At 60.7% G+C, this 25,624-nt stretch carries 18 protein-coding genes, 3 tRNA genes, 3 rRNA genes and 1 pseudogene; 10 read left to right on the forward strand and 15 right to left on the reverse strand.

All coding sequences use genetic code 11. The features are described from left to right. Nucleotides 1-121 precede the first annotated feature (121 nt). The 5 genes from HF916_RS26140 to HF916_RS51550 all read left to right on the forward strand — a co-directional run bounded on the left by HF916_RS26140 (nucleotide 122) and on the right by HF916_RS51550 (nucleotide 4,123). Nucleotides 122-481 carry a beta-xylosidase gene (locus HF916_RS26140; RefSeq protein ID WP_168791642.1) on the forward strand — a complete coding sequence of 120 codons (360 nt, stop codon included), beginning with the start codon at nucleotides 122-124 and terminating at the stop codon, nucleotides 479-481. A 201-nt stretch (nucleotides 482-682) separates the two neighbouring features. Beyond that, entirely contained in the window at nucleotides 683-1,747 is a 1,065-nt protein-coding gene (selD, locus tag HF916_RS26145; protein WP_168791643.1) for a selenide, water dikinase SelD, read from the forward strand. Between the two features lie 90 nt (nucleotides 1,748-1,837). Then, on the forward strand, nucleotides 1,838-2,905 hold the full coding sequence (gene mnmH / locus HF916_RS26150) for a tRNA 2-selenouridine(34) synthase MnmH (protein WP_168791644.1): 1,068 nt from the start codon (nucleotides 1,838-1,840) through the stop codon (nucleotides 2,903-2,905). A 24-nt stretch (nucleotides 2,906-2,929) separates the two neighbouring features. Beyond that, complete coding sequence (locus tag HF916_RS26155) at nucleotides 2,930-3,985, forward strand: permease (RefSeq protein ID WP_168791645.1); 1,056 nt, start codon at nucleotides 2,930-2,932, stop codon at nucleotides 3,983-3,985. Nucleotides 3,986-3,988: 3 nt separating this feature from the next. Then, nucleotides 3,989-4,123, forward strand: a complete 135-nt coding sequence (locus HF916_RS51550) for a hypothetical protein (RefSeq protein ID WP_258194915.1) — start codon at nucleotides 3,989-3,991, stop codon at nucleotides 4,121-4,123. 18 nt (nucleotides 4,124-4,141) lie between these two features. On the opposite strand, the gene dhaK is transcribed toward HF916_RS51550, so the two are convergent. From dhaK to HF916_RS26200, 9 genes are all read right to left on the reverse strand, one after another. Next, a complete protein-coding gene (gene dhaK / locus HF916_RS26160; RefSeq protein ID WP_168791646.1) occupies nucleotides 4,142-5,845 on the reverse strand; it encodes a dihydroxyacetone kinase subunit DhaK in 1,704 nt (567 codons plus the stop codon). A gap of 295 nt (nucleotides 5,846-6,140) precedes the next feature. Beyond that, nucleotides 6,141-6,217 (reverse strand) — tRNA-Val (locus tag HF916_RS26165). A 65-nt stretch (nucleotides 6,218-6,282) separates the two neighbouring features. Next, nucleotides 6,283-7,773, reverse strand: coding sequence for a M81 family metallopeptidase (locus tag HF916_RS26170; RefSeq protein WP_168791647.1), 1,491 nt, complete (start codon nucleotides 7,771-7,773; stop codon nucleotides 6,283-6,285). Next, nucleotides 7,770-9,050, reverse strand: a complete 1,281-nt coding sequence (locus tag HF916_RS26175; protein ID WP_168791648.1) for a Zn-dependent hydrolase — start codon at nucleotides 9,048-9,050, stop codon at nucleotides 7,770-7,772. The genes HF916_RS26170 and HF916_RS26175 overlap by 4 nt, the downstream gene beginning before the upstream one ends. Before the next feature lie 33 nt (nucleotides 9,051-9,083). Continuing rightward, entirely contained in the window at nucleotides 9,084-9,785 is a 702-nt protein-coding gene (locus HF916_RS26180) for an ABC transporter ATP-binding protein (protein ID WP_168791649.1), read from the reverse strand. Then, nucleotides 9,782-10,549: an ABC transporter ATP-binding protein gene (locus HF916_RS26185; RefSeq protein ID WP_168791650.1), complete on the reverse strand. Its 768-nt coding sequence runs from the start codon at nucleotides 10,547-10,549 to the stop codon at nucleotides 9,782-9,784. Before HF916_RS26185 ends, HF916_RS26180 begins: the two co-directional genes overlap by 4 nt. Then, a complete protein-coding gene (locus HF916_RS26190) occupies nucleotides 10,546-11,601 on the reverse strand; it encodes a branched-chain amino acid ABC transporter permease (protein ID WP_168791651.1) in 1,056 nt (351 codons plus the stop codon). Before HF916_RS26190 ends, HF916_RS26185 begins: the two co-directional genes overlap by 4 nt. Beyond that, a complete protein-coding gene (locus HF916_RS26195; protein ID WP_106314729.1) occupies nucleotides 11,598-12,458 on the reverse strand; it encodes a branched-chain amino acid ABC transporter permease in 861 nt (286 codons plus the stop codon). Before HF916_RS26195 ends, HF916_RS26190 begins: the two co-directional genes overlap by 4 nt. 85 nt (nucleotides 12,459-12,543) lie before the next feature. Then, complete coding sequence (locus HF916_RS26200) at nucleotides 12,544-13,752, reverse strand: ABC transporter substrate-binding protein (protein WP_168791652.1); 1,209 nt, start codon at nucleotides 13,750-13,752, stop codon at nucleotides 12,544-12,546. A gap of 275 nt (nucleotides 13,753-14,027) precedes the next feature. On the opposite strand from HF916_RS26200, the gene HF916_RS26205 reads away from it, so the two are divergent. The 3 genes and pseudogenes from HF916_RS26205 to HF916_RS26215 all read left to right on the forward strand — a co-directional run. Beyond that, the gene (locus tag HF916_RS26205; protein WP_168791653.1) at nucleotides 14,028-14,876 is read left to right on the forward strand and encodes a FadR/GntR family transcriptional regulator; all 849 of its coding nucleotides are present in this window, start codon (nucleotides 14,028-14,030) and stop codon (nucleotides 14,874-14,876) included. Between the two features lie 524 nt (nucleotides 14,877-15,400). After that, entirely contained in the window at nucleotides 15,401-15,865 is a 465-nt protein-coding gene (locus HF916_RS26210; protein ID WP_168791654.1) for a hypothetical protein, read from the forward strand. A gap of 52 nt (nucleotides 15,866-15,917) precedes the next feature. Continuing rightward, a pseudogene (locus HF916_RS26215) lies at nucleotides 15,918-16,040 on the forward strand (lipocalin family protein); the annotation flags it as partial. Nucleotides 16,041-16,135: 95 nt separating this feature from the next. Here the strand turns inward: HF916_RS26215 and rrf are convergent. The 5 genes from rrf to HF916_RS26240 all read right to left on the reverse strand — a co-directional run bounded on the left by rrf (nucleotide 16,136) and on the right by HF916_RS26240 (nucleotide 21,426). Beyond that, a 5S ribosomal RNA gene (rrf, locus tag HF916_RS26220) occupies nucleotides 16,136-16,249 on the reverse strand. Between the two features lie 149 nt (nucleotides 16,250-16,398). Continuing rightward, a 23S ribosomal RNA gene (locus tag HF916_RS26225) occupies nucleotides 16,399-19,280 on the reverse strand. A gap of 321 nt (nucleotides 19,281-19,601) precedes the next feature. Beyond that, nucleotides 19,602-19,677 (reverse strand) — tRNA-Ala (locus HF916_RS26230). Between the two features lie 74 nt (nucleotides 19,678-19,751). After that, nucleotides 19,752-19,828: transfer RNA gene (locus HF916_RS26235), tRNA-Ile, on the reverse strand. 65 nt (nucleotides 19,829-19,893) lie between these two features. Further along, nucleotides 19,894-21,426: ribosomal RNA gene (locus HF916_RS26240) — 16S ribosomal RNA — on the reverse strand. Together the 16S, 23S and 5S rRNA genes with 2 tRNA genes alongside form the textbook arrangement of a ribosomal RNA operon. Before the next feature lie 782 nt (nucleotides 21,427-22,208). On the opposite strand from HF916_RS26240, the gene rpoD reads away from it, so the two are divergent. Beyond that, on the forward strand, nucleotides 22,209-24,206 hold the full coding sequence (gene rpoD / locus HF916_RS26245; RefSeq protein ID WP_168791656.1) for an RNA polymerase sigma factor RpoD: 1,998 nt from the start codon (nucleotides 22,209-22,211) through the stop codon (nucleotides 24,204-24,206). A 70-nt stretch (nucleotides 24,207-24,276) separates the two neighbouring features. Here the strand turns inward: rpoD and HF916_RS26250 are convergent, their stop codons facing one another. After that, complete coding sequence (locus HF916_RS26250; RefSeq protein WP_168791657.1) at nucleotides 24,277-24,657, reverse strand: hypothetical protein; 381 nt, start codon at nucleotides 24,655-24,657, stop codon at nucleotides 24,277-24,279. 448 nt (nucleotides 24,658-25,105) lie between these two features. Here HF916_RS26250 and HF916_RS26255 point away from each other — a divergent pair, with 448 nt between their 5' ends. Continuing rightward, the gene (locus tag HF916_RS26255) at nucleotides 25,106-25,582 is read left to right on the forward strand and encodes a PRC-barrel domain-containing protein (protein WP_168791658.1); all 477 of its coding nucleotides are present in this window, start codon (nucleotides 25,106-25,108) and stop codon (nucleotides 25,580-25,582) included. The last annotated feature ends 42 nt before the right edge of the window (nucleotides 25,583-25,624 follow it).

Here is a 25,624-nt window from a genome sequence, read left to right on the forward strand (position 1 = left end):
TTATGCCCTTCTACAGTGCAACTAAATATGAATTGCCACAGCCGGTTTCAAAAGTCGAGGCACTGTTATTGCTGGTCGGAGGGTGATGCATCGACGCTTACTCCAGACCTTTGGCACACTTATGACCCATCCACTGTTCACGTTTTCTTCCGCAGGCACCATTTACGGCGCAGTGAAATGGCGTGCGTCGATCCGTGTTGTGTCGCTTGCGCTGGGTGGTGCGATGCTCGTGCTGAGTTCGCACGGCGTTGCCCAGATCACACAAGGCAACGGTTCGTCGCAGCAGGAGAACCGCACTTCTTCGATGGGATCGGCGCCCGATTCGTCCGCCTCGGAAGTTCATGAATCGCATAAGCCACAGACGAAGGATGGCGGTTCGGCGAACACGCGCGGCAAGACGGGTGGGCAGGGTCATAAGGCCCAAGGCGCGGGCGGCTTCGATAACGGGCTCTATGGCACCGGCGCAGGCAGCAACAAATAAAGAGTGAGTTTGTGCCGCAGCTTTGTCGCACTCTCTCTTGCGGCAATCGCTTGACGAGCACGCCGCACGTTGTGGGTAACTTCAGAAGAATGGAGGGCGTGTTTCACGTTCTGCCTGGATCGCTTTGGCGACTGCCGTCCCTGCGCATTGCCCGAACAACCATCATAATGGCGGTCATTCGTCGCCTGAAATGCCCGCACAATGACCGATACCCACAGCCACGCAAGCGCGTCGCCCCGTCTGACCAGTCTGTCGCACGGCGGCGGTTGCGGCTGCAAGATCGCGCCTGGCCTGCTCGCCGATCTGCTCAAGCGCAGCGCGCCGCTGCCGTTCTTTCCCGACCTGCTGGTCGGCAACGACACAGCCGACGACGCCGCCGTCTACAAGCTCAACGACGAACAGGCGATCGTCGCCACCACCGACTTCTTCATGCCGATCGTCGACGATCCGTTCGACTTCGGCCGCATCGCCGCGACCAATGCGCTCTCCGACGTCTACGCGATGGGCGGCACGCCGCTTATGGCGCTGGCCATCGTCGGCATGCCGATCAACGTGCTGCCGCACGACGTGATCGCAGCCGTGCTGAAGGGCGGCGAATCCGTGTGCGCCGAAGCCGGCATTCCGCTCGCCGGCGGCCATTCGATCGATTCGGTCGAGCCGATCTACGGCCTCGTCGCCATCGGCGTGGTCGACCCGAAGCGCGTCAAGCGCAACGCGGGCGCGCAAGCCGGCGATGCGCTGATCCTCGGCAAGCCGCTGGGCGTGGGCATTCTCTCGGCAGCCCTGAAGAAAGACCGGCTCGACGCCGCCGGCTACGCTGCCATGATCCGCGCGACGACCAAGCTCAACCGGCCGGGCGCGGACCTGTCCAAGCTGGACGGCGTGCACGCGCTCACGGATATCACCGGCTTCGGCCTGCTCGGCCATACGCTCGAACTGGCGCGCGGCTCGAACCTGACCGCCCGTGTGCGCTACGCGGATCTGCCGTGGTTGCCGGACGTGGTGAGCCTTGCGGAAGCCGGCATTTTTACCGGCGCGTCGGGGCGCAACTGGGACGCATACGGTAAAAACATCGTTTTGCCCTCCTCATTTTCTGCGACGGCGCGCACGCTGCTCACCGACCCGCAAACCTCGGGCGGCCTGCTGGTCTCGTGCGCGCCGCAAGCCGTCGACGAGGTACTCGCTCTGTTCCGCGCCGACGGATTCGGCGAGGCGTGTGTGATTGGCGAAATGGTCAGTGGAGAAGGACGCGTCGAGGTTATCTGAGCCGCGAGCGGCGGGAGGAACATGCGGCCGGTATTCACGACGCGTGCGATAATTTCACCCTCCCCGCCGGTCCGTTTTGTCCCTAACGCCTTGAAAAACCTACTCGTCAGCCTCGAACAAGCAGGTGATTTCGACGAAATCATCGATGTGCGCACGCCTCTCGAATTTGCCGAAGACCATATTCCGGGCGCGCTCAACGCGCCCGTGCTGAGCAACGAAGAGCGCGTGCTGGTCGGCACGACGTACAAGCAGGTATCCCCGTTCGAAGCCACGCGGATCGGCGCGGCGCTGGTCGCGCGCAATATCGCGCACCACCTGGAGACGACTTTCGCCGACCGGCCGCGCAACTGGCGGCCGCTGATCTATTGCTGGCGCGGCGGCAAACGCTCGGGTTCGGTAACCACGCTGTTCAATATGATCGGCTGGCAGGCACGCCAACTCGAAGGCGGCTACAAAACCTATCGGCGGACCACGCTCGATACGCTCGTCACCTTGCCGAAGACGTTCTCCTACATCGCGCTGGTGGGCCCGACCGGCAGCGGCAAGACGCGCCTGCTCGCGGCCTTGAACGCCGCGGGCGCGCAGACGCTGGATCTCGAAGCGCTGGCGGCGCATCGCGGCTCGTTGCTCGGCGCATGGGCCGGCGTGCCGCAGCCGTCGCAGAAGCGTTTCGATACGCTGCTCGTGAGCGCGCTGCGCACGTTCGCCCCGGCACGGCCGGTGTTCGTGGAAGCGGAGAGCCGGCGCATCGGCTCTATCGAGCTGCCGCTCGCGCTGCTCGACACGTTTCATCAGGGCCGCTGCGTCGAGGTGATCTCGAGCCGCGAAGATCGCGCGGCGTTCCTGCTGCACGACTATGCCCATCTGTTCGACGATCCCGAGTCACTCAAGGGGCAGTTGCAACGAATGATCGGTTTGCATAGCCGGGAACGTGTCACGGGCTGGCAAAAACTCGTCGACGACAACCGGCGCGCCGAACTCGCGCGCGAGTTGATCGAACGTCACTACGATCCGGCATATGCGCGCAGCAGCCATCAGCATTTCGTCCAGTTGCCGCGCGCATTGCAATGGAATTTCCGCCCCAACGACGCCGATGTCGTCGACCAGGCAAAAGTACTGCTTGCTGAGCTCGACAGCAGCGCACTCGCTGTCATCTGATTAAAACCAACGTTTAAGACCACTATGCAATCAACCCTTCGACAACCACGCGTCGCGCTTGGCTGGATCGTCTTTCTGCTGATCGCCGTGGTCGGCCTCTTTTATGTGAAGTGGTTCCCGTACTACAACCGGGCGTTCGTGGCCGCGAGCCAGCACTCGATCGGCAAATCCATTCTGATGGGCACGTCGGCGAGCGCGCCGGCGGCGTCGTGGCAGTCTGCCATTGACTACGCCCTCGCCTACGGCAAAGCCATCTGGCAAGCCATGGTGCTCGGGCTGCTGCTCGGTTCGGCGGTGCAGGCGCTGATTCCGCCGCAATGGGTCGCGCGCGCGCTCGGCCGGACCGATTTCAGCAGCGTCGTGAAGGGCGGCCTGATGTCGTTGCCGGGCATGATGTGCACGTGCTGCGCGGCGCCGGTGGTGGCGGGCTTGCGGGCGCGTCAGGCGGCGCCGGGCGCGGCAATCGCGTTCTGGCTCGGCAATACGGCCTTGAATCCGGCTACGCTGATCTTCATGGGCTTCGTGCTCGGCTGGCAGTGGATGAGCCTGCGCCTCGCCCTGGGCATCGTGATGGTGTTCGGTCTCGGGTATCTGGTGAACCGCATGGTTACGCCGAAGGAAGCCGAAGCCTCGCGCGAAGCGATGGCGCAACTGGTCGTCGGCGATGTGCCCGGCACCGCCTTCGCACGCTGGGTGAAAATCCTCGGCACGATGACGCTGCGGCTCGTTCCCGAATACATCGTGCTGGTGCTGATTCTCGGCGCGGCGCGCACGTGGCTGTTTCCGCATGTCGGCCCGGAGATCGACAACAGCCTGCTGTGGATCATTGCGCTGTCCGTCGCCGGCACGCTGTTCGTGATTCCGACCGCGGGCGAAGTGCCGATCATCCAGGCGATGCTCTCGTTCGGCATGGCGGCCGGCCCGGCTGGCGCCTTGCTGATGACGCTGCCGTTGATCAGCGTGCCGTCGATGGCCATGCTCGGACGCTCGTTTCCGCGGCGCGTGCTGACGGTCGTGGCGTTGGCCGTCGTGGTGTGCGGCGTGATCAGCGGATTGCTGGCGGTGGCCTTGGGGTTTTAAAGCATGAAACGTATTGCCGCATTTGCCTTGACGTGCTGGTCGGCTGCCGGCCTGCTTTACTTCGGACAGCATTCGGTGGCGCTGATCGTGGTGAGCGGGGTGGTTGCGCTGGCGGGGTTTGATCTGCTTCGTCCGTGAACGCGCGCTGAGACTCGCCTACTCCGCCAGCGCCTCGCGAATCGCAGCCAGCCACAACGCCACCGCATGCGCGCCAGGATCCGCGTGACCTAGCGCGCGATCGCCGACGTAGCTCGAGCGCCCGCGCCGTGGATGCATCGACGCCGTTTGCGATGTGCCTGCGGTCGCCGCGTCGACGGCCGCTTTCAACGCGGCATCCAATGCCTCCTGGCGTGCGAGAGCGGATTGCAACGCGTCGGCGGCCGGCTTCAATGCATCGACCATCGTGCGATCGCCCGGATGCGCACCGCCCAGTTCCATCAAGCCGTCGACACCCGCGCTGAACGCAACCGCCCATTCTTTCGGCGTCGATCCGCCTGACTGTTCGAGCGCGACCGCCGCGCGCACCAGCATCACCGCGTAAAGCGGGCCCGACGTACCGCCGACCACGCGCCGCAGCGTCGCCGACATACTGCGCAATACGGCGCCGGGCGCCGTTTCAGCCGGATAGCCATCGAGCTCGTGAAGTATCGCGCGCGCGCCGCGCGAAAGACTGATGCCGAGATCGCCGTCGCCGACGCGTTGATCCATGTCCGTCAACGTCGGCTCCGCTTTCAGGAGGCATGCGCAAACGGCTTCGATCACGCGGCGCAACGTCGCGTCATGCGACAGCGCGGCACCGCTTGCGCGCTCCGGCTCGGCAGGCGCCGGCCGCACGGAAACCTGCGCGATGCGGCCGCTCAGCGCGGGCCATGCGCTGGTCTGCGCGGCGGCGTCGAGCCAGCCGAGCCGTTGGTCGTCCACTCGCAGCAGCGTCAGCGAGATGCCCGCCATTTCCAGCGCGCTCAGGAACGTGCCGGCCCACGCGCGTTCAACCTTGATGCCGCGCTCCACCAGATAACGCAGCGCGGAGCCGGCCACAATGCTCAATTCGCTCGACGGCGTGCCGCCTAGATTGTTCACCAGCAACGCCACCCGCTCACCGGCTTGCAACGACAGGTCGCCGACGATCTTCGCCAGCAGCTTCTCGACGATCACGTCAGCGGGCTCCAGCGCGCCGCGCTCCACCCCGGGTTCGCCGTGAATGCCGAGACCCCATTCGATCTCGCCGTCGGCCAGCTCGAAGCCCGGCTTGCCCGCAGCCGGCACCGTGCACGCGGTGAGCGCGACACCCATCGTGCCGAGTGAGGCCGCCACGTCACGTGCGATCTGCGCGACTTCCGCCAACGGGCGCCCCGCCGCCGCAGCCGCGCCCGCAATCTTGTGAACCAGCACGGTCCCCGCGAGCCCGCGACGTCCCGCGTGATCGCCACTTGCCGTCAGCGCGACGTCGTCGGCGACGATCACCATTTCCGTGGGGATGCCTTCGGCGCGCGCGATCTCCGCCGCGAGGCCGAAGTTGAAACGGTCGCCCGTGTAGTTCTTCACGATCAGCAATGCACCTGCAGCGCCGGCCACCGCGCGGATCGCATCAAGTACTGCGTCGGTGGACGGCGACGTGAAGACTTCACCCGCGACCGCCGCGCTCAGCATGCCGGCGCCCACATAGCCGCCGTGCGCGGGCTCGTGACCCGAGCCGCCGCCCGAGATCAGCGCGACTTCTCCGCGCGCCGCAATGGCCTCAGCATCCGCGCGCACGACGATCGTGCTGCCTTGCAATAGGGAGAGGTTGGGGTTGAGCGCCGCGAGTCCGTCGAGCATGTCCGGAACGACCGCGGAGACGTCGTTGATGAGCTTCTTCATTGCGTCAGCTTCCTTTTAAGCTGCCCGCGCTTTCGTCGCGCGATGACGGCAGTTTATTCAGTGGCGAAACCGGAAGGCTTAACTGTACCGTGCATTGGCAAAAGACGACGCGATACGGCAGCGCTGGACGCACAGAGGCATTCACGGCGAACGCGTGACGTTGCGTCAAACTCAAGGTAATACGGAGGGGAGAAACTGGCAGGACAGAGCGGCACGATGGACTGTGCGCCGAGGTGATGCGAGAACCTGACAGTAGACGAAAGCGAAACCGCTTTCGTCTACGTCACGGATGCGTTGGTAGGCTCGATTGGATTCGAACCAACGACCCCCACCATGTCAAGGTGGTGCTCTAACCAACTGAGCTACGAGCCTTTAGAGGCGCGAATTATAGAGAACCCGCACGCTCAGCACAAGCCCCTGACGGCACTTCTGTCGATTCAACTCGCTGATGCCCACTCGGTCCGCGTATCGAGCGGATAAACCGGCTGCTTCACGCGGCTGAAAGAGAACAGGCCGTAATCCGAACTCGTCACGCCGCGGCTGTCGCATTCGACCAGCGCCGTGGCAATCGGCACGAACACCGGCCGGCAGTACATGCGTGATTTGAGCAACAGGAAACGCGCGCGACGCGGATCGATGCCGACACTCTCGAACACGCCGAGGTCCCACGGTTCGTGCGTGCGTTCGGTCATCACGAGCTTGACGGTGCCGGTGTCGAGGACTGCGGCGCGTCCCATGAAAGCGCGCTGCCCGGTGTAGGTCGGGCCGCTGATCACGTACTCGCCGTCGGTCAGCGCGCGCACCACGCCGGTCACGGCGAGCGGCGGACGCGGCTTGAGGGCATCGCTCGCAACCTTGTTGCCGATGGTCACCGTCACCGTGCTGCCGACGCCGGCGGCCATCAGCGCCGCGACCGCTTGCGGATCGCACAACGGGCCGCTCACGATGCCATCCAGCTTCTGCTTCAAGGCTTCTTCGAGCAGATCCATGGTGTCGCATGTGCCGCCCGACATGCAGTTGTCGCCGTGATCGAGCAGAAGCACGGGCTTTTCGGCGTCCACTGCGAGTGCGGCGGCCTGTGCGACGGATTCAGCGAGCGGCGCGCTGCGATACACGAAGTCTTCGCGCTCGTTCCAGATCTGCCGCGCGATGCGCTCTGCGACCTCTTCGGCGAGAGCACGCTCGCCGTTGCCCACTACCACGACGCTAATACATGGCGCCTCGATGTCGGCCAGCGAGAAACCAGAAAGCACCGACACCGCGAGCATGCCCTCGGCCTCGGCCGCGCGCGCGGCGTCGACGGCGCGCTTCATCGCGCCTTCGGCAGTCGCGCTGCGCAGCGTATGCGTGAGAAGCGGTGGCTGGCGCCACGCGATCACAGGCTTCGTCTTGCCATGGACCAGGTCGAACATCAGACGCGCCGCGTGCGCGCCGGTCTCGTACATATCGACGTGCGGATAGGTCTTGAAGCTGACGATCACGTCGGCGTTGTCGATCATCTTTTGCGTGACGTTGCCGTGCAAGTCGAGCGCGACGGCGATCGGCGCATCCGGTAGCAACGCGCGCACGCGTTCGAGCAAGTCGCCTTCGCCATCGTTCGAATTCTCCGCGACCATCGCGCCGTGCAGATCGAGCATGACGGCGTCGCAACCCGCGGCGGCCGACACAATCGCCTCGCAGATTACATCGTAAGCGGCGGCCTCGACCGGCCCACTCGGATTCGCCGATGCCGACACGGGCGTCACGATGTCGGCATGCTCACGCTCGGCTGCGTCGATGAACGCGGCCATCGCCGTCTGCATGCCTTTGTTGTCGTTGAACGCGTCTTCGCCATAGTTTGGGCCGTTACGGCCGAATGCCGCCAACGGCGTGGCCACTGGGGAAAACGTGTTGGTCTCGTGATTCATTCGCGCGATGAGGATCTTCATGCGTCCGCGCTCCCCGCTTTCTGCGCGGCGTTCAGCATGGCCTGCAACAGCACGTTGCAACCGGCTTCGAGATGATCCGCGCGTGCGTCTTCGATTTCGTTGTGGCTGATGCCGTCTTTACACGGCACGAAAATCATCGCTGCGGGCGCGACTCTCGCGAGATAGACGGCGTCGTGGCCGGCGCCGCTGATCACGTCCATCGATGAAAAGCCGAGCGTGTCCGCGCCCCGCTTCACGGCGCCGACCAGTTCAGCGGCGAACGGTTGCGGCGGAAAATACACCACCTGTTCGACGTCCACCGTGATGCCGGTCTTCTCGCCCGCTAACGAACATGCGGCGCGCAATGCGCTGTCCATTGCCGTGAGCGTGGCATCGTCGGCGGCGCGCAGATCGACGGTGAGCGTCACGCGGCCCGGAATCACGTTGCGTGAGTTGGGATGCACGTCGAGCCAGCCGACTGTGCCGCGACCGTGAGGCGCGTGATCGAGCGCGATGCGGTTGACCGCGTGAATCAGATCGGCCGCGACGAGCAGCGCGTCGCGGCGCAGTTCCATTGGCGTCGGGCCGGCGTGCGCTTCCATGCCGTGCACCGTCACGTCGTACCAGCGTTGGCCGAGCGCGCCTTGCACCACGCCGATTGTTTTGTCGTGTGCTTCCAGCACGGGCCCTTGTTCGATATGCGCTTCGAAATAGGCGCCTACCGCGTGTGGTTTTGTGGCTTCGCCGGCATATCCAATCTGAGACAGCGCGTCACGTACCGTGATGCCTTCTCGATCGTGTTGTTCGAGCGCGTGCTCCAGAGTAAATGCGCCGGCGAACACGCCGGATCCCATCATCACCGGTACGAAACGCGAGCCCTCTTCATTGGTCCACACCGCGACTTCCAGCGGCGCGAGCGTCTGCACGTTGGCGTCAGTTAGCGTGCGCAGCACTTCGAGTCCCGCGAGCACGCCGTAGTTGCCGTCGAATTTGCCACCTGTCGGCTGGGTGTCGATGTGGCTGCCGGTCATCACGGGCGGCAGATCGTCGCGCAAACCGGCGCGGCGCGCGAAGATATTGCCGATTGCGTCCACCCGCACGCTGCAGCCGATCTCCTTCGTCCATGCGATAAAAAGGTCACGCGCCTGGCGGTCCAACTCCGTGAGTGCGAGCCGGCACACACCACCTTTCTCGGTGGCGCCGATCCGCGCGAGTTGCATGAGACTGTCCCAGAGCCGCGCGCCGTCGATTCGCAGATCGGCGAACGTCGCGACGGTTGTTGATTCATGAACTTGCATCGATGCTTCCTCGTGTTGAAGACTGAGTGCGCGTCAGACCACGCCGACGCCGAGATAACGGTCCTTGATCGAGTCGTCCGCGGCAAACGACGCGTTGTCGCCCGAATAGACGATCACGCCCTGTTCGATGATGTAGTGGCGATCCGCGAGTTGCGTGCACACTTCGAGATTCTGCTCGACCAGCAGAATCGCCACGCCCGCCTCGCGGATCAGCTTGAGTTGCACGACGATTTCTTCCACGATCACTGGCGCGAGGCCTTCGACGGGTTCATCGAGCATCAGCAAACGCGGGTTATTCATGAGCGCGCGGCCGATGGCAAGCATCTGCTGTTCGCCACCGGATAGCTGTGCGCCCCCGTTCGTGCGCCGTTCCTTGAGGCGCGGAAAAATGCGGTAGATGTCGTCGAGCTGCCACGGCGAATCTTTACGCGCGCCGAGCCGCAAGTTTTCTTCGACGGTAAGCAGGCGAAAGATGCCGCGATGCTCGGGCACGAAGCAAACGCCCCGCGACGCGATCTTGTGCGGCGGCATGCCGCTGACTTTGGCGCCGTTGAACTTGACCGTGCCGCGCTGCGGCGTGACGACGCCGGCAATCGCCTTCAGCGTGGTCGATTTACCGGCGCCGTTGCGGCCTAATAGCGTGACCGTTTCACCATCGTTGATCTGCAGGGATACGCCTTGCAGGATGTGGCTTTTGCCGTAGAAGCCGTGAATCTGCTGCACGTCGAGAATCATGCGCGGCCTCCGGTGATCATGTTGCCGAGATAGGCGCTGCGTACGCGCTCGTCGCCGCGAATGTCGTCGGGGCGGCCTTCCACCAGCACGCGCCCTTGCTGCATGACGGTGATCGTGTCGGAGATGTCCATCACGATGCCCATGTTGTGTTCGATCAGCACGACCGTGTAATCGTCGCGCAGACCGCGAATCAGCTGCTTCATGTCGTCGAGGTCGTCGATACCCATGCCCGAGGTCGGCTCGTCGAGAAAGATCGCCTTGGGCCGCGCTGCGAGTGCCATGCCAACTTCTAGGCGACGCTGCTGACCGTGCGAAAGCGCGCCCGCCGACACCTCGCTGAAACGCTGCAATGCGAGCCGTTCGAGCACGCTGTCGACGATGTCTGCATGCGTGAGCGCGCCGTGCGGCGGCGTCCACGCATTCAACGCACGCACTGCGTCGACACCTTGCGCGGCGAGCCGCAGATTTTCTCGCACGCTCAGATTGGCGAACAGGCTCGTCACCTGAAACGAACGCGCGACGCCGCGCCGTACGCGTTTATGGTCCGGCTCGCGCGTGACGTCGTGGCCGTCGAAAACGATCTTGCCTTCGGTGATCGGCAGCGTGCCGGTCAACACGTGAAAGAGCGTGGTTTTGCCCGCGCCGTTTGGCCCGATCACGGAGTGCACCGTGCGCGGCATGATGTTCAAGGTAACGTTGGAGAGCGCTGTGAATTTGCCGTAGCGCTTCACCACGCCGCTCGCTTGCAGAATGGCTTCGCTCATACGGGCTCCTTGTCTGCGTCGTTGTCTGCATCGGCGGATGACTTGCGGCGCAGCGATTGCCAGATGCGTTCGCCCAATCCCCACAGACCGCGCTGCATGAACAGGCTGACGGCGATCAGCACGATGCCGAGCAGCAACAGCCAGCGCGGCCACAACGTGGAGAGCCAGTCGGCGAACAACACGTAGAACGCGGCGCCCAATACGGAGGCGAACAGGTTGCCTGTGCCGCCGATCACCGTCATCACGAGGATCATCTCGCTCGTGTGATAGTCGATGTTGGAGAGCGGCGCGATGCCGGTCATCAGCGCGTGCAGCGCGCCCGCAAGACCCGTGACCGCGCCGGAGATCACGAACGCCATCAGTTTGAAGCGTTTGACGTCGTAACCGACCGCCGCTGCGCGTGCTTCGTTATCGCGAATCGCGAGCAACGTACGGCCGAACACCGAGTGCGATACACGCATCAACAGCCAGAACACCACGAGGAACAGCACGGCGACGAAACCGTAGTACTGCCAGGGCGAGGTCAACGGCACGATCGTTTTGCCGAACAGTCCCAACGCCGGGCGCGGAATATCGAGCAAGCCGTTGTCGCCACCGGTCAGATCGGGCGTGGTATAGGCGAGGAAGTAGAACAGTTGGCCGAACGCGAGCGTCAGCATGACGAAGTACGTGCCACGCTGGCGAATCGAGAACCAGCCGACCAGCGCCGCGGCCGCCGCGCCGACGACGGCCGACGCAAGCAAGGCCGCCGGCACTGGCAACCCTGTTTTGGTCAGGACCAGTCCCGCGCAATAGCTGCCGAGCCCGAAGAAAATGCCCTGCCCGAACGAGAGCAAACCCGTGTGGCCGAGCAGCAGATTGCAACCGAGTGCGGCGAGGGCGAACACCAGCACTTCAGTGGCCAGCGATCCGGAGCGCAGCGTCAGCGGCAACGCGCACACGACCAGCAACGCCAGCAGCAGGAAACGATAGCGGTGCAACGAGTGCTGCAGGCTCGGACGAGTCTTTGTGGAAGGGGCGCTCTGCACGATAGGTTTTGACGTATCGATCATGCCGCCCTCCCGAGCAAACCGTTCGGTCGCAGCAACAGAACGGCGGCCATCGCGACATAGATCATCAATCGCGCGCCTTCTGGCCACAAGGTGCTCATCACGCTTTGGACGATTCCCACCAGCAATCCGCCAACCAGCGCGCCAAGAAAGTTACCCATTCCACCGACCACCACCACGACGAACGCGACGCTAAGCGCTTCGATACCCATGAACGGATCGACGCCGCGAATCGGCGCGGCAAGGACGCCCGCCAACGCGGCCGTTGCAGCGCCGAGCGCGAACACGAGGCTGAAAACACGCAACACGTTGATGCCGAGCAGCGAGACCATCTCCGTCGATTCGCTGCCTGCACGCACCGCGCTGCCGAGCCGCGTACCTTCCAGCACCCACCACAAGAGTGCGGCCAATACCGCCGTGAAGCCGATCACGAAGAGACGGTACTTCGGATAGACGAAGCTGCCCCAGATCACGACACCGTTCAGCACATCGGGCACTGCCACGTTATCGCCGAGCGGTCCCCAGATCAGGATCGCGCATTCCTGCACGACGAGCGCGAGACCCACAGTCACGAGAATATGAAACTCATGCTGCTGCGCGTAGACGTGTCGCAGAATCAGTTTTTCGACGACCCACGCAAGCGCGCCCACGACGATCGGCACGACCACGAGCGCGGTCCAGAAACTCATCGACCATTGCATCGCCTGATAGCAGAAGTACGCACCGAGCAGATAGAACGCGCCGTGCGCGAAATTCACGAAGCGCAGCAGGCCGAATACGATCGACAAACCGACTGCGAGCAGGAAATACAGCATCCCCACTCCGATGCCGTTGACGATCTGCAGGAGATAAACGTTCATGGCGTCCGTCTAAAGGGTGGTGCGAAGGGAAATCGCGGTGCGGTGCTGCGATCTGCGCGCCGCGCTCGCGTGCGGCACTCAGGCGTCAGGCCATCTTGCAGCCGGTTTTGTCGAGCGGCAGGAACGATTGGCCGGAGCTGACGATATCCGCGTAGTCGTCGGCGTTTTTCATCTTGTTCTTCGCCTTGCCCTTCAACAGATAATAGTTCTTCAGCACCTGATGGTCGCCTTTGCGGACTTCTTCCGGGCCGGTCAAACCGTCGTATTTCATGCCTTCGAGTGCGGCGACCACTTTTTTCGGGTCGACGTTGCCTGCTTTCACGATGCCGTCGAGCAGGATCTTTGTGCAGATATACGAGCCTGCGAGGCTGTAGTTGGGGTTTGCCTTGAATGCGGCATTCGCGCGTTTGACGAGATCGCGGTTCAGCGGCGAATCGATGTCGTGCCAATACTGTGCGCCGAAATAGACGCCTTCGCACAGGTCCGCACCGAGCGATTCGAATTGCTCGAGTCCGGACGCCCAAGCCATCAGAATCGTGCAATTGTTCTTCATGCCGAAGCTCACGGCCTGGCGCAACGTGTCGGACGATTGCGAGCCGAAGTTCAGAATCAACAGCACGTCAGGCTTCGCAGCGACTGCGTTCGTCAGATAGCCGCTGAACTCCTTCTCGTTGAGCGAGTGGTAGCTGTTGCCCACATGTTCGATGCCCTTTTCTTTGAAGATCGCCTTCGCAGCGGAGAGCAAACCGTCACCGAACACGTATTGCGGCGTGATGGTGTACCAGCGTTTGGCTTTGGGCATCATCTGGATCAGCGGACGCACCGTCTGCTCGATCGCGCCGTAGGTCGGCACCGACCAGCGGAACGTGGCGTCGTTGCAGTCCTTGCCGGTGATTTCGTCCGCGCCGGCCGTCGTGATGAAAATACCGCCCGCCTTCTGGACTTCCTTGCCCATTGCCAATGCTTCGGACGACAGAATACCGCCGGCAAAGAAGCGCGCGTTCTTCTGTTGCGCGATTTCCTGCACCCGACGCACGGCGGTTGCAGGCTTGCCTTCCGTGTCGAGCACCGTGTATGCGAGCGGTTGACCCAGCACCTTGCCGTACTGCTCGATAGCGAGCTTCATGCCGAGGTCGGCGTATTTGCCGTTCGCCGCGAATGGACCCGACATCGGCACCGGACAGGCGAACTGCAAGGTGCCGGCCTGCGCGAACGCGCTTCGCGCGACCAGCGAGCCCAACGTCCCCGGAACGGCCGACAACGCGGCCAGCTTCAACATATTTCGGCGATTCAAAATGACGCTCCTTAGGAAAGAGACACGCACTGACCGACTACGAAACTGCACGCATTGCGCGAACGACTGCTCGAGCTTGCTGGCCGCCGTGAAGTTTTCCACCGCATCGGCTTTGTTCTATTTATCATGATAAATAGGTTGGACTTGATCGTAGGTACAATAAATTCGGGTGTCAATAAGGCAAAATTCCTGGCGGCGTCGGAGCGGCCTTTCAGGCTGCGACTGCGCCGGCGAATCGATCGACGATCGTGCAGGACAAACTGGGAGCATCGAATATGGCCATGGACCGCGCCAAGGCTGGCGCCGCGATTGAGATCAAGCAGCAAAAACGCGGCGATCTGGTCGCGGAGGAAATCAAGCGGCTCATCACCGAGAAAGACCTGAAGCCAGGCGACCGACTGCCGCGCGAGGTGGAGTTGCAGCAGCTCTTTTCAGTGAGCAAAAGCACGATCCGCGAGGCGTTGAAATCGCTTGAGGTGCAAGGTCTCATCAAAGTGACCACCGGCCCGAGCGGCGGCGGCATGGTGGTGGAGGTGCCGCTCGATCGTACGTTGCAACTTCTGCAGAACTATCTGTTCTTCAAGGACGTTTCGATCGACGACATCTACACCGTGCGCAAATTGCTGGAGCCCGAACTCGCGGCAGGGGCCGTGCCGCATCTGACGGAGCAGGACTTCGAGGCGCTCGACGCGAGCATTGCGTGTTGTGATCAACCGGCTTCATCACATGGCGGGAAGGATATCGTGCGGCAACGTCAGGAAGACGTGAATTTCCACGACATCCTCGCGGCGGCGAATCCGAATCCGTTCCTGCGCTTCAGTTGCGAGTTGATCAATGAAATGATCCGGCAACTCATCGAGTTTCGTAACGACACGCCGCAAGCTGAGCATGAGCGGTTCGGTCAGGCAAACGTCAAGATTCACAAAGCGATTACGAAGGCGGCGCGTGAGCGCGATGTGGAGAAAGTGCGGGAGTTGATGGTGATTCACATGACGGAGGCGCCGCGCTATGTGAAGCGGATGAAGGGGAAGCTGCGTGGACGTCTGATCCTGGATTCGGAGATTCGTCGGCGGGTGCGGGCGCGAAGTGTGGTGGCGTCTTCGGATGAGGGTGAGGGTGAGTGAGGTGGGGTTGGTGGGGCTGGTGGGGTTGGTGGGGTTGGTGGGGTTGGTGGGGTTGGTGGGGTTGGTGGGGTTGGTGGGGTTGGTGGGGTTGGTGGGGTTGGTGGGGTTGGTGGGGTTGGTGGGGTTGGTGGGGTTGGTGGGGCTGTGGGGGGTGATGGTCGAGGGCGGTTTCGTTGGGGACGCCGGGTAGGTGTGTTGCCTCGCGGATAGAGGTCATCTTCTCTGATGAAGAGACGCAAATGGTTTGATGCGTCCGGCATACAGCCGAAGTTGCGACGCGGTCGCAGTATCGACACCGCGCGGCGCGAGGTTCGGGGGGGTGAAATGTCTCCCGCATGAAGGAAGATTGAAAGGCATCGCGCCCTCAGGTTCGAGGATGCACGCGCCGAACTCCGCGAAGGAGTCGTGGCGAAGGCCGCCAGTCGGCCTTCCAAGCGGTCCGCCTGCGGCATGCACAACGAGGGCTCAACCTTTTACGGGCCGCGCCGTTATTGCATCTGCACAGGCATAAACATTGGACCTTCATGGCACAACCTATTCCGTTATCCCGCCACACTGGCGCTGCGCGTGCGCGGCATGCCAAGGCCATGCTGTTGCCGATCGCCCGGCAAACCGCCGACGACCTCGCACTGCGGGTCCATCTGGCGCTCGACACCTTGCGCCGCGGCGCCGGCAGCATGAGCGACGCGCAAACGCTCACGCAAATCATGCTGCTGACGGGCTTTCTGGCGGAATCGGGTTTCGGCTCGGCGACCGGTGAACAACGGGGTGCGGCGGAACGTGCGGTGTCGGCAGTGTTCGACATCGGCCGTGAGACGGGCAAGTGGGAATTGGACGGCGCAGGCTTCGCGCTTTTTGCGACGATTGCAACGGCTTACGACCGGCAGTTGCATAGCGCGCCCCTTTGGGCGATCACCGATGCGAGTGAACGACTCGATCGATTTACCGCTGGTGTGCCCTATCAGACCCCGGTGCGTAAGCGGGCTTAGCCGGATCGCGTGATGTGGGGCGGCGAGGGAAACCTCGTCGACGAGTTTCTGGCAATCGACGGGCGCGGTGTACTGGGAAGGCGCGGTGCGGGTAAGCCACGAAGGTGTCGATGTCGGACGGGCGTACCTGGAACTGACGGGCTACGCGAACACGCTGCGGATGGGGAAGGAGTGAAGGTGGTTTATCCCGCGTGTTTTTTGTCTGTTTTCCGGCCGCGTAAACGCAGAAACCCCACCTTTGCGGGGTGGGGTTTCTGTTGCTGCTAGGGAGCCTGACGATTACCTACTTTCACACGGGTAATCCGCACTATCATCGGCGTGGAGTCGTTTCACGGTCCTGTTCGGGATGGGAAGGGGTGGGACCGACTCGCTATGATCATCAGGCATGACTTGTTGCCGTACTGCCGGTGGGGCAGTACCGCCAATCTGGAAGAAGTAGTTTCTGGTGATGCTCACCAGAGCTAAAGCGTTGGGCTGTGTTGTTCGAGGCACAACAAACGATCACTCAACCGTGCGCAAGACACACCGGTTATAGGATCAAGCCTTACGGGCAATTAGTATCAGTTAGCTTAACGCATTACTGCGCTTCCACACCTGACCTATCAACGTCCTGGTCTTGAACGACCCTTCAAGGGGCTCGAAGCCCCGGGGATATCTCATCTTAAGGCGAGTTTCCCGCTTAGATGCTTTCAGCGGTTATCTCTTCCGAACATAGCTACCCGGCGATGCCACTGGCGTGACAACCGGTACACCAGAGGTTCGTCCACTCCGGTCCTCTCGTACTAGGAGCAGCCCCCTTCAAATATCCAGCGCCCACGGCAGATAGGGACCAAACTGTCTCACGACGTTTTAAACCCAGCTCACGTACCTCTTTAAATGGCGAACAGCCATACCCTTGGGACCGGCTACAGCCCCAGGATGAGATGAGCCGACATCGAGGTGCCAAACACCGCCGTCGATATGAACTCTTGGGCGGTATCAGCCTGTTATCCCCAGAGTACCTTTTATCCGTTGAGCGATGGCCCTTCCATACAGAACCACCGGATCACTATGACCTGCTTTCGCACCTGCTCGACTTGTCGGTCTCGCAGTTAAGCACGCTTATGCCATTGCACTATCAGCACGATTTCCGACCGTACCTAGCGTACCTTCGTACTCCTCCGTTACACTTTGGGAGGAGACCGCCCCAGTCAAACTGCCTACCATGCACTGTCCCCGATCCGGATTACGGACCAAGGTTAGAACCTCAAACAAACCAGGGTGGTATTTCAAGGGCGGCTCCACGCAGACTGGCGTCCACGCTTCAAAGCCTCCCACCTATCCTACACAGACCGGTTCAAAGTCCAATGCAAAGCTACAGTAAAGGTTCATGGGGTCTTTCCGTCTAGCCGCGGGGAGATTGCATCATCACAAACACTTCAACTTCGCTGAGTCTCGGGAGGAGACAGTGTGGCCATCGTTACGCCATTCGTGCAGGTCGGAACTTACCCGACAAGGAATTTCGCTACCTTAGGACCGTTATAGTTACGGCCGCCGTTTACCGGGACTTCAATCAAGAGCTTGCACCCCATCATTTAATCTTCCGGCACCGGGCAGGCGTCACACCCTATACGTCCACTTTCGTGTTTGCAGAGTGCTGTGTTTTTATTAAACAGTCGCAGCCACCAGTTTATTGCAACCCCTTCACCCTTCTGGCGCAGGCCAGTCAAGCTACAGGGGCGTACCTTATCCCGAAGTTACGGTACCAATTTGCCGAGTTCCTTCTCCCGAGTTCTCTCAAGCGCCTTAGAATACTCATCTCGCCCACCTGTGTCGGTTTGCGGTACGGTCTTGTTAAACTGAAGCTTAGAGGCTTTTCTTGGAACCACTTCCAGTTGCTTCACCGCCTAAGCGGCTCGTCCCATGCCCTTGAATTGCGCACCCGGATTTGCCTGAGTGCCTTCTCCAACACAGAAACCGGGACTTCCAACACCCGGACAACCTTCCGCGATCCGTCCCCCCATCGCATTTAACAATGGTGCAGGAATATTAACCTGCTTCCCATCAGCTACGCATTTCTGCCTCGCCTTAGGGGCCGACTCACCCTACGCCGATGAACGTTGCGTAGGAAACCTTGGGCTTACGGCGAGGGGGCCTTTCACCCCCTTTATCGCTACTCATGTCAGCATTCGCACTTCCGATACCTCCAGCGCACTTTTCAATGCACCTTCGCAGGCTTACGGAACGCTCTCCTACCATGCACATAAATGTGCATCCGCAGCTTCGGTATATTGCTTAGCCCCGTTACATCTTCCGCGCAGGACGACTCGATCAGTGAGCTATTACGCTTTCTTTAAAGGATGGCTGCTTCTAAGCCAACCTCCTGACTGTTTTAGCCTTCCCACTTCGTTTCCCACTTAGCAATATTTGGGGACCTTAGCTGGCGGTCTGGGTTGTTTCCCTCTTGACACCGGACGTTAGCACCCGATGTCTGTCTCCCGTGATTGCACTCTTCGGTATTCGGAGTTTGCTATGGCGTAGTAATCCGCAATGGACCCCACAACCATGACAGTGCTCTACCCCCGAAGGTGATACACGAGGCACTACCTAAATAGTTTTCGGAGAGAACCAGCTATTTCCAGGTTTGTTTAGCCTTTCACCCCTATCCACAGCTCATCCCCTAACTTTTCAACGTTAGTGGGTTCGGACCTCCAGTACGTGTTACCGCACCTTCATCCTGGCCATGGATAGATCACCTGGTTTCGGGTCTACACCCAGCGACTGAATCGCCCTGTTCGGACTCGCTTTCGCTACGCCTGCCCTAATCGGTTAAGCTTGCCACTGAATGTAAGTCGCTGACCCATTATACAAAAGGTACGCCGTCACCCTCTTTCAAAGGCTCCGACTGTTTGTATGCATGCGGTTTCAGGATCTATTTCACTCCCCTCCCGGGGTTCTTTTCGCCTTTCCCTCACGGTACTGGTTCACTATCGGTCGATCACGAGTATTTAGCCTTGGAGGATGGTCCCCCCATCTTCAGACAGGATTTCACGTGTCCCGCCCTACTTTCCGTACACCTAGTTCTTCCTCGCTGTTTTCGTCTACAGGGCTATCACCTGCTATGGCCGCACTTTCCAGAGCGTTCGACTAACAATGAAGATAAAGAGTACAGGCTGGTCCCATTTCGCTCGCCACTACTCTGGGAATCTCGGTTGATTTCTTTTCCTGCGGTTACTTAGATGTTTCAGTTCACCGCGTTCGCTTCACGTAGCCTATGTATTCAGCTACGGATACTCCATACGGAGTGGGTTTCCCCATTCGGATATCGGTGGATCAAAGCTCGTTTGCCAGCTCCCCACCGCTTTTCGCAGGCTACCGCGTCCTTCATCGCCTGTGATCGCCAAGGCATCCACCACATGCACTTGTTCGCTTGACCCTATAACGAGTGTGTCTCGCCACCCCTGTGTTGCCACAGCAGCAGTTCAACAGTCGCTACAGGTTGAGTATTCGTGTTGCGCCGTATTCCAAAAGCGATCTTTCGATCTCTCTTTTCATACATTGATACAATCACAACCCTGATTCACCTACTCACACACCCATCTCTAGATGTCCTTTCGTGAATCTCTTTACTACTTCTTCCTGATTGTTAAAGAACGACAGCCGATATCGCGGTTGCTATAACCGCGTATCACTCTGACTGGCTCAATCGCCAATGCACAACGCTCTGCTTCTCACAGCAACGCTACGCATTGAGGATTGGTGGAGGATGACGGGATCGAACCGACGACCCCCTGCTTGCAAAGCAGGTGCTCTCCCAGCTGAGCTAATCCCCCAGTCATACACAGATATCGCTATCTGTACGGATACCCCAGGGGTTGATCAATTAGCGCAGCCACCGCAGAAACAGTGGTGGGTCTGGATGGATTCGAACCATCGACCCCCGCCTTATCAAGACGGTGCTCTAACCAACTGAGCTACAGACCCCTGAGTCTGTCCATTTTCACAGCCGATAAGCGTGAGCGCTCAACGTTCGACACGTCTAGCTCGAGAAAGGAGGTGATCCAGCCGCACCTTCCGATACGGCTACCTTGTTACGACTTCACCCCAGTCATGAATCCTACCGTGGTGACCGTCCTCCTTGCGGTTAGACTAGCCACTTCTGGTAAAACCCACTCCCATGGTGTGACGGGCGGTGTGTACAAGACCCGGGAACGTATTCACCGCGGCATGCTGATCCGCGATTACTAGCGATTCCAGCTTCACGCACTCGAGTTGCAGAGTGCGATCCGGACTACGATCGGTTTTCTGGGATTGGCTCCCCCTCGCGGGTTGGCGACCCTCTGTTCCGACCATTGTATGACGTGTGAAGCCCTACCCATAAGGGCCATGAGGACTTGACGTCATCCCCACCTTCCTCCGGTTTGTCACCGGCAGTCTCCCTAGAGTGCTCTTGCGTAGCAACTAGGGACAAGGGTTGCGCTCGTTGCGGGACTTAACCCAACATCTCACGACACGAGCTGACGACAGCCATGCAGCACCTGTGTTATGGCTCCCTTTCGGGCACATCCACCTCTCAGCAGACTTCCATACATGTCAAGGGTAGGTAAGGTTTTTCGCGTTGCATCGAATTAATCCACATCATCCACCGCTTGTGCGGGTCCCCGTCAATTCCTTTGAGTTTTAATCTTGCGACCGTACTCCCCAGGCGGTCAACTTCACGCGTTAGCTACGTTACCAAGTCAATGAAGACCCGACAACTAGTTGACATCGTTTAGGGCGTGGACTACCAGGGTATCTAATCCTGTTTGCTCCCCACGCTTTCGTGCATGAGCGTCAGTATTGGCCCAGGGGGCTGCCTTCGCCATCGGTATTCCTCCACATCTCTACGCATTTCACTGCTACACGTGGAATTCTACCCCCCTCTGCCATACTCTAGCCCGCCAGTCACAAATGCAGTTCCCAGGTTAAGCCCGGGGATTTCACATCTGTCTTAGCGAACCGCCTGCGCACGCTTTACGCCCAGTAATTCCGATTAACGCTTGCACCCTACGTATTACCGCGGCTGCTGGCACGTAGTTAGCCGGTGCTTATTCTTCCGGTACCGTCATCCCCCCCAGGTATTAACCAGGAGGTTTTCTTTCCGGACAAAAGTGCTTTACAACCCGAAGGCCTTCTTCACACACGCGGCATTGCTGGATCAGGGTTTCCCCCATTGTCCAAAATTCCCCACTGCTGCCTCCCGTAGGAGTCTGGGCCGTGTCTCAGTCCCAGTGTGGCTGGTCGTCCTCTCAGACCAGCTACAGATCGTCGCCTTGGTAGGCCTTTACCCCACCAACTAGCTAATCTGCCATCGGCCGCCCCTGCAGCGCGAGGTCCCGAAGGAGCCCCCGCTTTCATCCGCAGATCGTATGCGGTATTAATCCGGCTTTCGCCGGGCTATCCCCCACTACAGGACACGTTCCGATGTATTACTCACCCGTTCGCCACTCGCCACCAGGGTTGCCCCCGTGCTGCCGTTCGACTTGCATGTGTAAGGCATGCCGCCAGCGTTCAATCTGAGCCAGGATCAAACTCTTCAGTTCAAACCTGTTACTGTTTTTCGGTCTCTTCCGAGACCGGTCGCTCACTCAACGTACTGACGAATGATCCAACCATCTTGCGACAGTCAAACCTTCCTTTCATTACTGTGTGAGACTTGATACTTTCGCTTGTTCGGCAGATCCCGAAAGATCCACCGCGCGTCGCGCATCAAGCGCCCACACTTATCGGCTGTTAATTTTTAAAGATCGAGTCCGCATTCACTACCGAACTGGCACCGCACTTCAACTACCCGGCACCGCTTCGTTCTGCGTCGCTGCATCAGCAGCAGAGAAACGAGATTATGGACAACGACTGACACGTCGTCAACCCCCTTTTGTGAATTTTCTTTTGACCAGGCGCCGATCGACGCCAGAACACGCTTCGCCTATATATAGGGAGCATGGTGCAAACGTGATCATGTCGTGTGAGGACGACCGAACTCCTCTATAGTGAGGAGCTTGAAATCAGCGAATGTGCACGCACCTAGATGCATCGACCCGGCGACCGCTCTACGCCCGACCAGCGGCCCAAGGACGAACCTGCGACAAACGCGCATGATGAAAAGATGTGCACACGATGAGCGCAAAGGCCCAACCTCGGATATACTGCGAGCCGCGCGAATTTCGCACATTTCTATCGGCCCGCTTCGAGCGGGCTCATCTTTTTTGCTCCCCAGAGCACAGCCAAACAACCGCGTTGAGTCACTCAGGTGATGTTGAGCCATGCTCGAAACGCCTGACGGTCGCGTCTTGCGTCTCATAGCGAAGCCTCTAGAGGAGAATACGTGAACCCTTTTGATCGCGAAGATTCGCAACACGAAACCGCCACCTACACCGCCAAAGCGCCCTCGGGCCGTACGGCCAAGGGCAAGGGCGCCGGTAAAGCGATCCCCGTGGCGGCCGAGCTGCCGCCGCAGCAAGCCGAAGAACGTCAGCGCCAGATGCGTGCACTGATCCAGCTGGGTAAGGAGCAAGGCTACCTGACCCACGCGCAGATCAACGACCACTTGCCTGACAACTTCGCGCAGACGGCCGCGATCGACAGCATCGTCAGCGCGTTCAACGACATGGGCGTGCAGGTCTACGAACAGGCCCCGGACGCGGAAACGCTGCTGCTCAACTCGAACGCCCCGGCCGTCGTGTCGGACGATCAGGCGGACGAGGAGACCGAAGTCGCCCTGTCCACCGTCGATTCCGAATTCGGCCGTACGACCGACCCGGTGCGCATGTACATGCGCGAGATGGGCGCGACCGAACTGCTGACGCGCGCCGGCGAAATCGCGATTGCGAAGCGCATCGAAGACGGCCTGCATGAAATGGTGCAGGCGATTGCCGCTTGCCCGCTCGCGATCTCGGCCATTCTGGCGAGCGCGCAGCAGGTTGCCGACGGCGAACTGCGCATCGACGAACTGGTCGACGGTCTGAATGAAGACACGCTCGCCGCCGAAGAAGACAGCACAAGCACGGACGCATCTACCGAGGTCGACGCCGACACGGACAGCGACGACGAAGAAGACAGCGACGACGACGTCGGCCCGGCCGATTCCTCGGCAGCGGACGAAGCACGCCTGAAGCAACTCACGAGCGACTGCCTCGAAATCTTCGCCCAGGTCGGCATGCTGTCCGACCAGATGAACGCTTCGCACACGCGCGGTGACGTCACCTCGAAGGCGTATCAGCGCGCGCGCGAAGAGATCCAGCAGCACCTCGCGAAGATCCGCTTCACGGCACGTACCATCGACCGCCTGTGCGGCGACGTGCAGCAACAGGTTGCACAAGTTCGTGCGATCGAGCGCAACATTCTGCAAATCGTCGTCTCGAAGAGCGGCATGCCGCGCGAGAAGTTCATCGAGTCGTTTGCCGGTCATGAAGCCGACCTCGGCTGGACGGAACGTGCGGCGCGCGGTGCTTCGTCGTACGGCGCGGCGCTGGAGCGCCATTTGCCGGCGATTCAGTCCGAACAGCAAAAGCTGATCGAAATCGAAGCAACGGTTTCGCTGCCGTTGAAGCATCTGAAAGAGATCAACCGCCAGATGGTCGCGGCCGAATCGAAGATGCGCAAGGCGAAGAGCGAGATGATCGAGGCGAACCTGCGTCTCGTGATCTCGATCGCGAAGAAGTACGTGAACCGCGGCATGCTGTTCCTCGACCTGATCCAGGAAGGCAACATCGGCTTGATGAAGGCGGTGGACAAGTTCGAATACCGTCGCGGCTGGAAGTTCTCCACGTACGCAACGTGGTGGGTCCGCCAGGCTGTGACGCGTTCGCTCGCCGACCAGGCTCGCACGATCCGCGTGCCGGTGCACATGATCGAAACGATCAACAAGCTGAACCGCATTTCGCGCGAAATCCTGCAGCAGACCGGTCAGGAAGCGCATCCGTCCGTGCTCGCGGAACGCATGGAACTCTCGGAAGAGAAGGTGCGCGGTATTCTGAAGATCGCGAAGCAGCCGGTGTCGATGGAAACGCCGGTGGGCGACGACGGCGATGCCACGCTCGGCGACATGATCGAAGACTCGGCAGCGTCCTCGCCGGCCGACGCAGCGATGCAAGCCGACTTGCGCGCCGCCATCGACGACGCGCTCGACTCGCTGTCGCCGCGCGAAGCCAAGGTGCTGCGTATGCGTTACGGCATCAACACGAAGTCGGACCACACGCTCGAAGAAGTCGGCAAGCAGTTCGACGTCACGCGTGAGCGGATTCGTCAGATCGAAAGCAAGGCCATGCGCAAGCTGATGCACCCGAGCCGCGCCGACCGCCTGAAGTCGTTCCTCGACCGCTAAGCCAACCGCTAAGCCGTCAATAGCGCTTGCCGTGCGTCACGCACGGCAAGCGCTTTCTTTTTCCCCTCCCTCAAGCAAGCAGCGAAATGATCCCACCGATCGTGATTCCCGCTGCCAGCCACCGCCCGGCCGTATAGAACGCGTTGTGCGCTTCCTGAGGCTGATCCGGACGCTCGAGCCCGAGCGTGCCGTACGCAAACGATTTGACCGCTGACACGCCGGATGCCGGTGTGTCCTCATTTGCGGAATCGCTGACTGCGTCAGCCTGACCCGTATTGCCATCTTGAGCCGCCGTCACCGCGCCTTCCGCGGAGATATGGACGGCGTCATCCTGCATGGGTGCATCCGCAGTCGATGTCTGCATGACGGTGTCGTCCGTCGCGGACGGGCTTTTCGTCGTCGCGCGGTCCGGTCCCGGCAGTGTCGACGACAACGCACTGTCGATTTGCATAGCAACCTCCGTTGATTTTGCTTTTTTGATACGCCGGCCGCCGTCCCACGCAGCAAAACGGGCGCATATGCAGCCGCGCTGCAAATAGCTTGTCGACGACACGCAGCCGGTTACAACTCCTATCGACCTCGGCTCGCCGAAACTTGAGCACCGGTAAGAAAGGGTAAGCACTTTCTGCTGGACCGCCGCGTCCACGCGTTGCCGATCTCCTGCTCGAACTCGCGCTGAACCGCCCGAAAAACCAGCCACGGTCCGCGCAACTTTCTCCGCTAACGCTGCCCACATGACCGATTGCACACATGCCTCGCCGCACAGCGGCGCGCGCAAAACCCGCCGCACGGCCAGCAGCAGCGGCAACCCCTGCAAAGCGCTCCCGCGCCAACCACCCCAGGTAACAGGCATAGTCGTTGCGCGCTCCCTGTGTACGCTTTTTTACGAGGAGCACATCATGACTACGCTCGATCCCCAAGTCCCGGCATCCGCTGGCACGCAAGGCGCAAATATTGTTGGAGTCGGAATCGGTGACGGTCCCGGACCGGATGTCATGGCGGCATCCACGCTCGACGGAAACAAGGTGATGTCGTCCGACGGCGAACATGTCGGCAAGATCTCCGACATCATGCTCGACGTGCGCGGCGGCCGAATCGCTTACGCGGTGTTGTCCACCGGCGGCTTTCTTGGCATCGGCGACACGCTTCATGCGATTCCGTGGAGCGCGCTCACGCTCGACACGGACGACAAGTGCTTCGTGATCGATGCGAGCGCCGATCGGATCAAGAACGCACCCGGTTTCGATAAGGATAACTGGCCTTCCATGGCGGACATGCAATGGGGCACGTCCGTGCACGAGTACTACAAGCGTCCGCCGTATTGGGCGGTCACGCGTGACGTAGTGGAAGAGCGGCGGTTGGACTCCGATCTTTGATCGTCAGACGGGCAGAGTCGGGCCGCACGAGCCGCCTCCTTC

Source organism: Paraburkholderia aromaticivorans (assembly GCF_012689525.1).
GTDB classification, from domain to species: Bacteria; Pseudomonadota; Gammaproteobacteria; order Burkholderiales; family Burkholderiaceae; genus Paraburkholderia; species Paraburkholderia aromaticivorans_A.

What these genes read in the sequence shown, in the direction of transcription:
- selD (WP_168791643.1), top strand. Translation starts at nt 683, where the DNA reads ATGACCGATACCCACAGCCACGCAAGCGCGTCGCCCCGTCTGACCAGT.
- HF916_RS26255 (WP_168791658.1), top strand. Translation starts at nt 25,106, where the DNA reads ATGACTACGCTCGATCCCCAAGTCCCGGCATCCGCTGGCACGCAAGGC.
- HF916_RS26210 (WP_168791654.1), top strand. Translation starts at nt 15,401, where the DNA reads ATGGCACAACCTATTCCGTTATCCCGCCACACTGGCGCTGCGCGTGCG.
- dhaK (WP_168791646.1), bottom strand. Translation starts at nt 5,845, where the DNA reads ATGAAGAAGCTCATCAACGACGTCTCCGCGGTCGTTCCGGACATGCTC.
- HF916_RS26190 (WP_168791651.1), bottom strand. Translation starts at nt 11,601, where the DNA reads ATGATCGATACGTCAAAACCTATCGTGCAGAGCGCCCCTTCCACAAAG.
- HF916_RS26175 (WP_168791648.1), bottom strand. Translation starts at nt 9,050, where the DNA reads ATGCAAGTTCATGAATCAACAACCGTCGCGACGTTCGCCGATCTGCGA.
- HF916_RS26170 (WP_168791647.1), bottom strand. Translation starts at nt 7,773, where the DNA reads ATGAAGATCCTCATCGCGCGAATGAATCACGAGACCAACACGTTTTCC.
- HF916_RS26155 (WP_168791645.1), top strand. Translation starts at nt 2,930, where the DNA reads ATGCAATCAACCCTTCGACAACCACGCGTCGCGCTTGGCTGGATCGTC.
- HF916_RS26205 (WP_168791653.1), top strand. Translation starts at nt 14,028, where the DNA reads ATGGCCATGGACCGCGCCAAGGCTGGCGCCGCGATTGAGATCAAGCAG.
- HF916_RS26250 (WP_168791657.1), bottom strand. Translation starts at nt 24,657, where the DNA reads ATGCAAATCGACAGTGCGTTGTCGTCGACACTGCCGGGACCGGACCGC.
- HF916_RS26185 (WP_168791650.1), bottom strand. Translation starts at nt 10,549, where the DNA reads ATGAGCGAAGCCATTCTGCAAGCGAGCGGCGTGGTGAAGCGCTACGGC.
- HF916_RS26180 (WP_168791649.1), bottom strand. Translation starts at nt 9,785, where the DNA reads ATGATTCTCGACGTGCAGCAGATTCACGGCTTCTACGGCAAAAGCCAC.
- HF916_RS26195 (WP_106314729.1), bottom strand. Translation starts at nt 12,458, where the DNA reads ATGAACGTTTATCTCCTGCAGATCGTCAACGGCATCGGAGTGGGGATG.
- HF916_RS26140 (WP_168791642.1), top strand. Translation starts at nt 122, where the DNA reads ATGACCCATCCACTGTTCACGTTTTCTTCCGCAGGCACCATTTACGGC.
- HF916_RS51550 (WP_258194915.1), top strand. Translation starts at nt 3,989, where the DNA reads ATGAAACGTATTGCCGCATTTGCCTTGACGTGCTGGTCGGCTGCCGGC.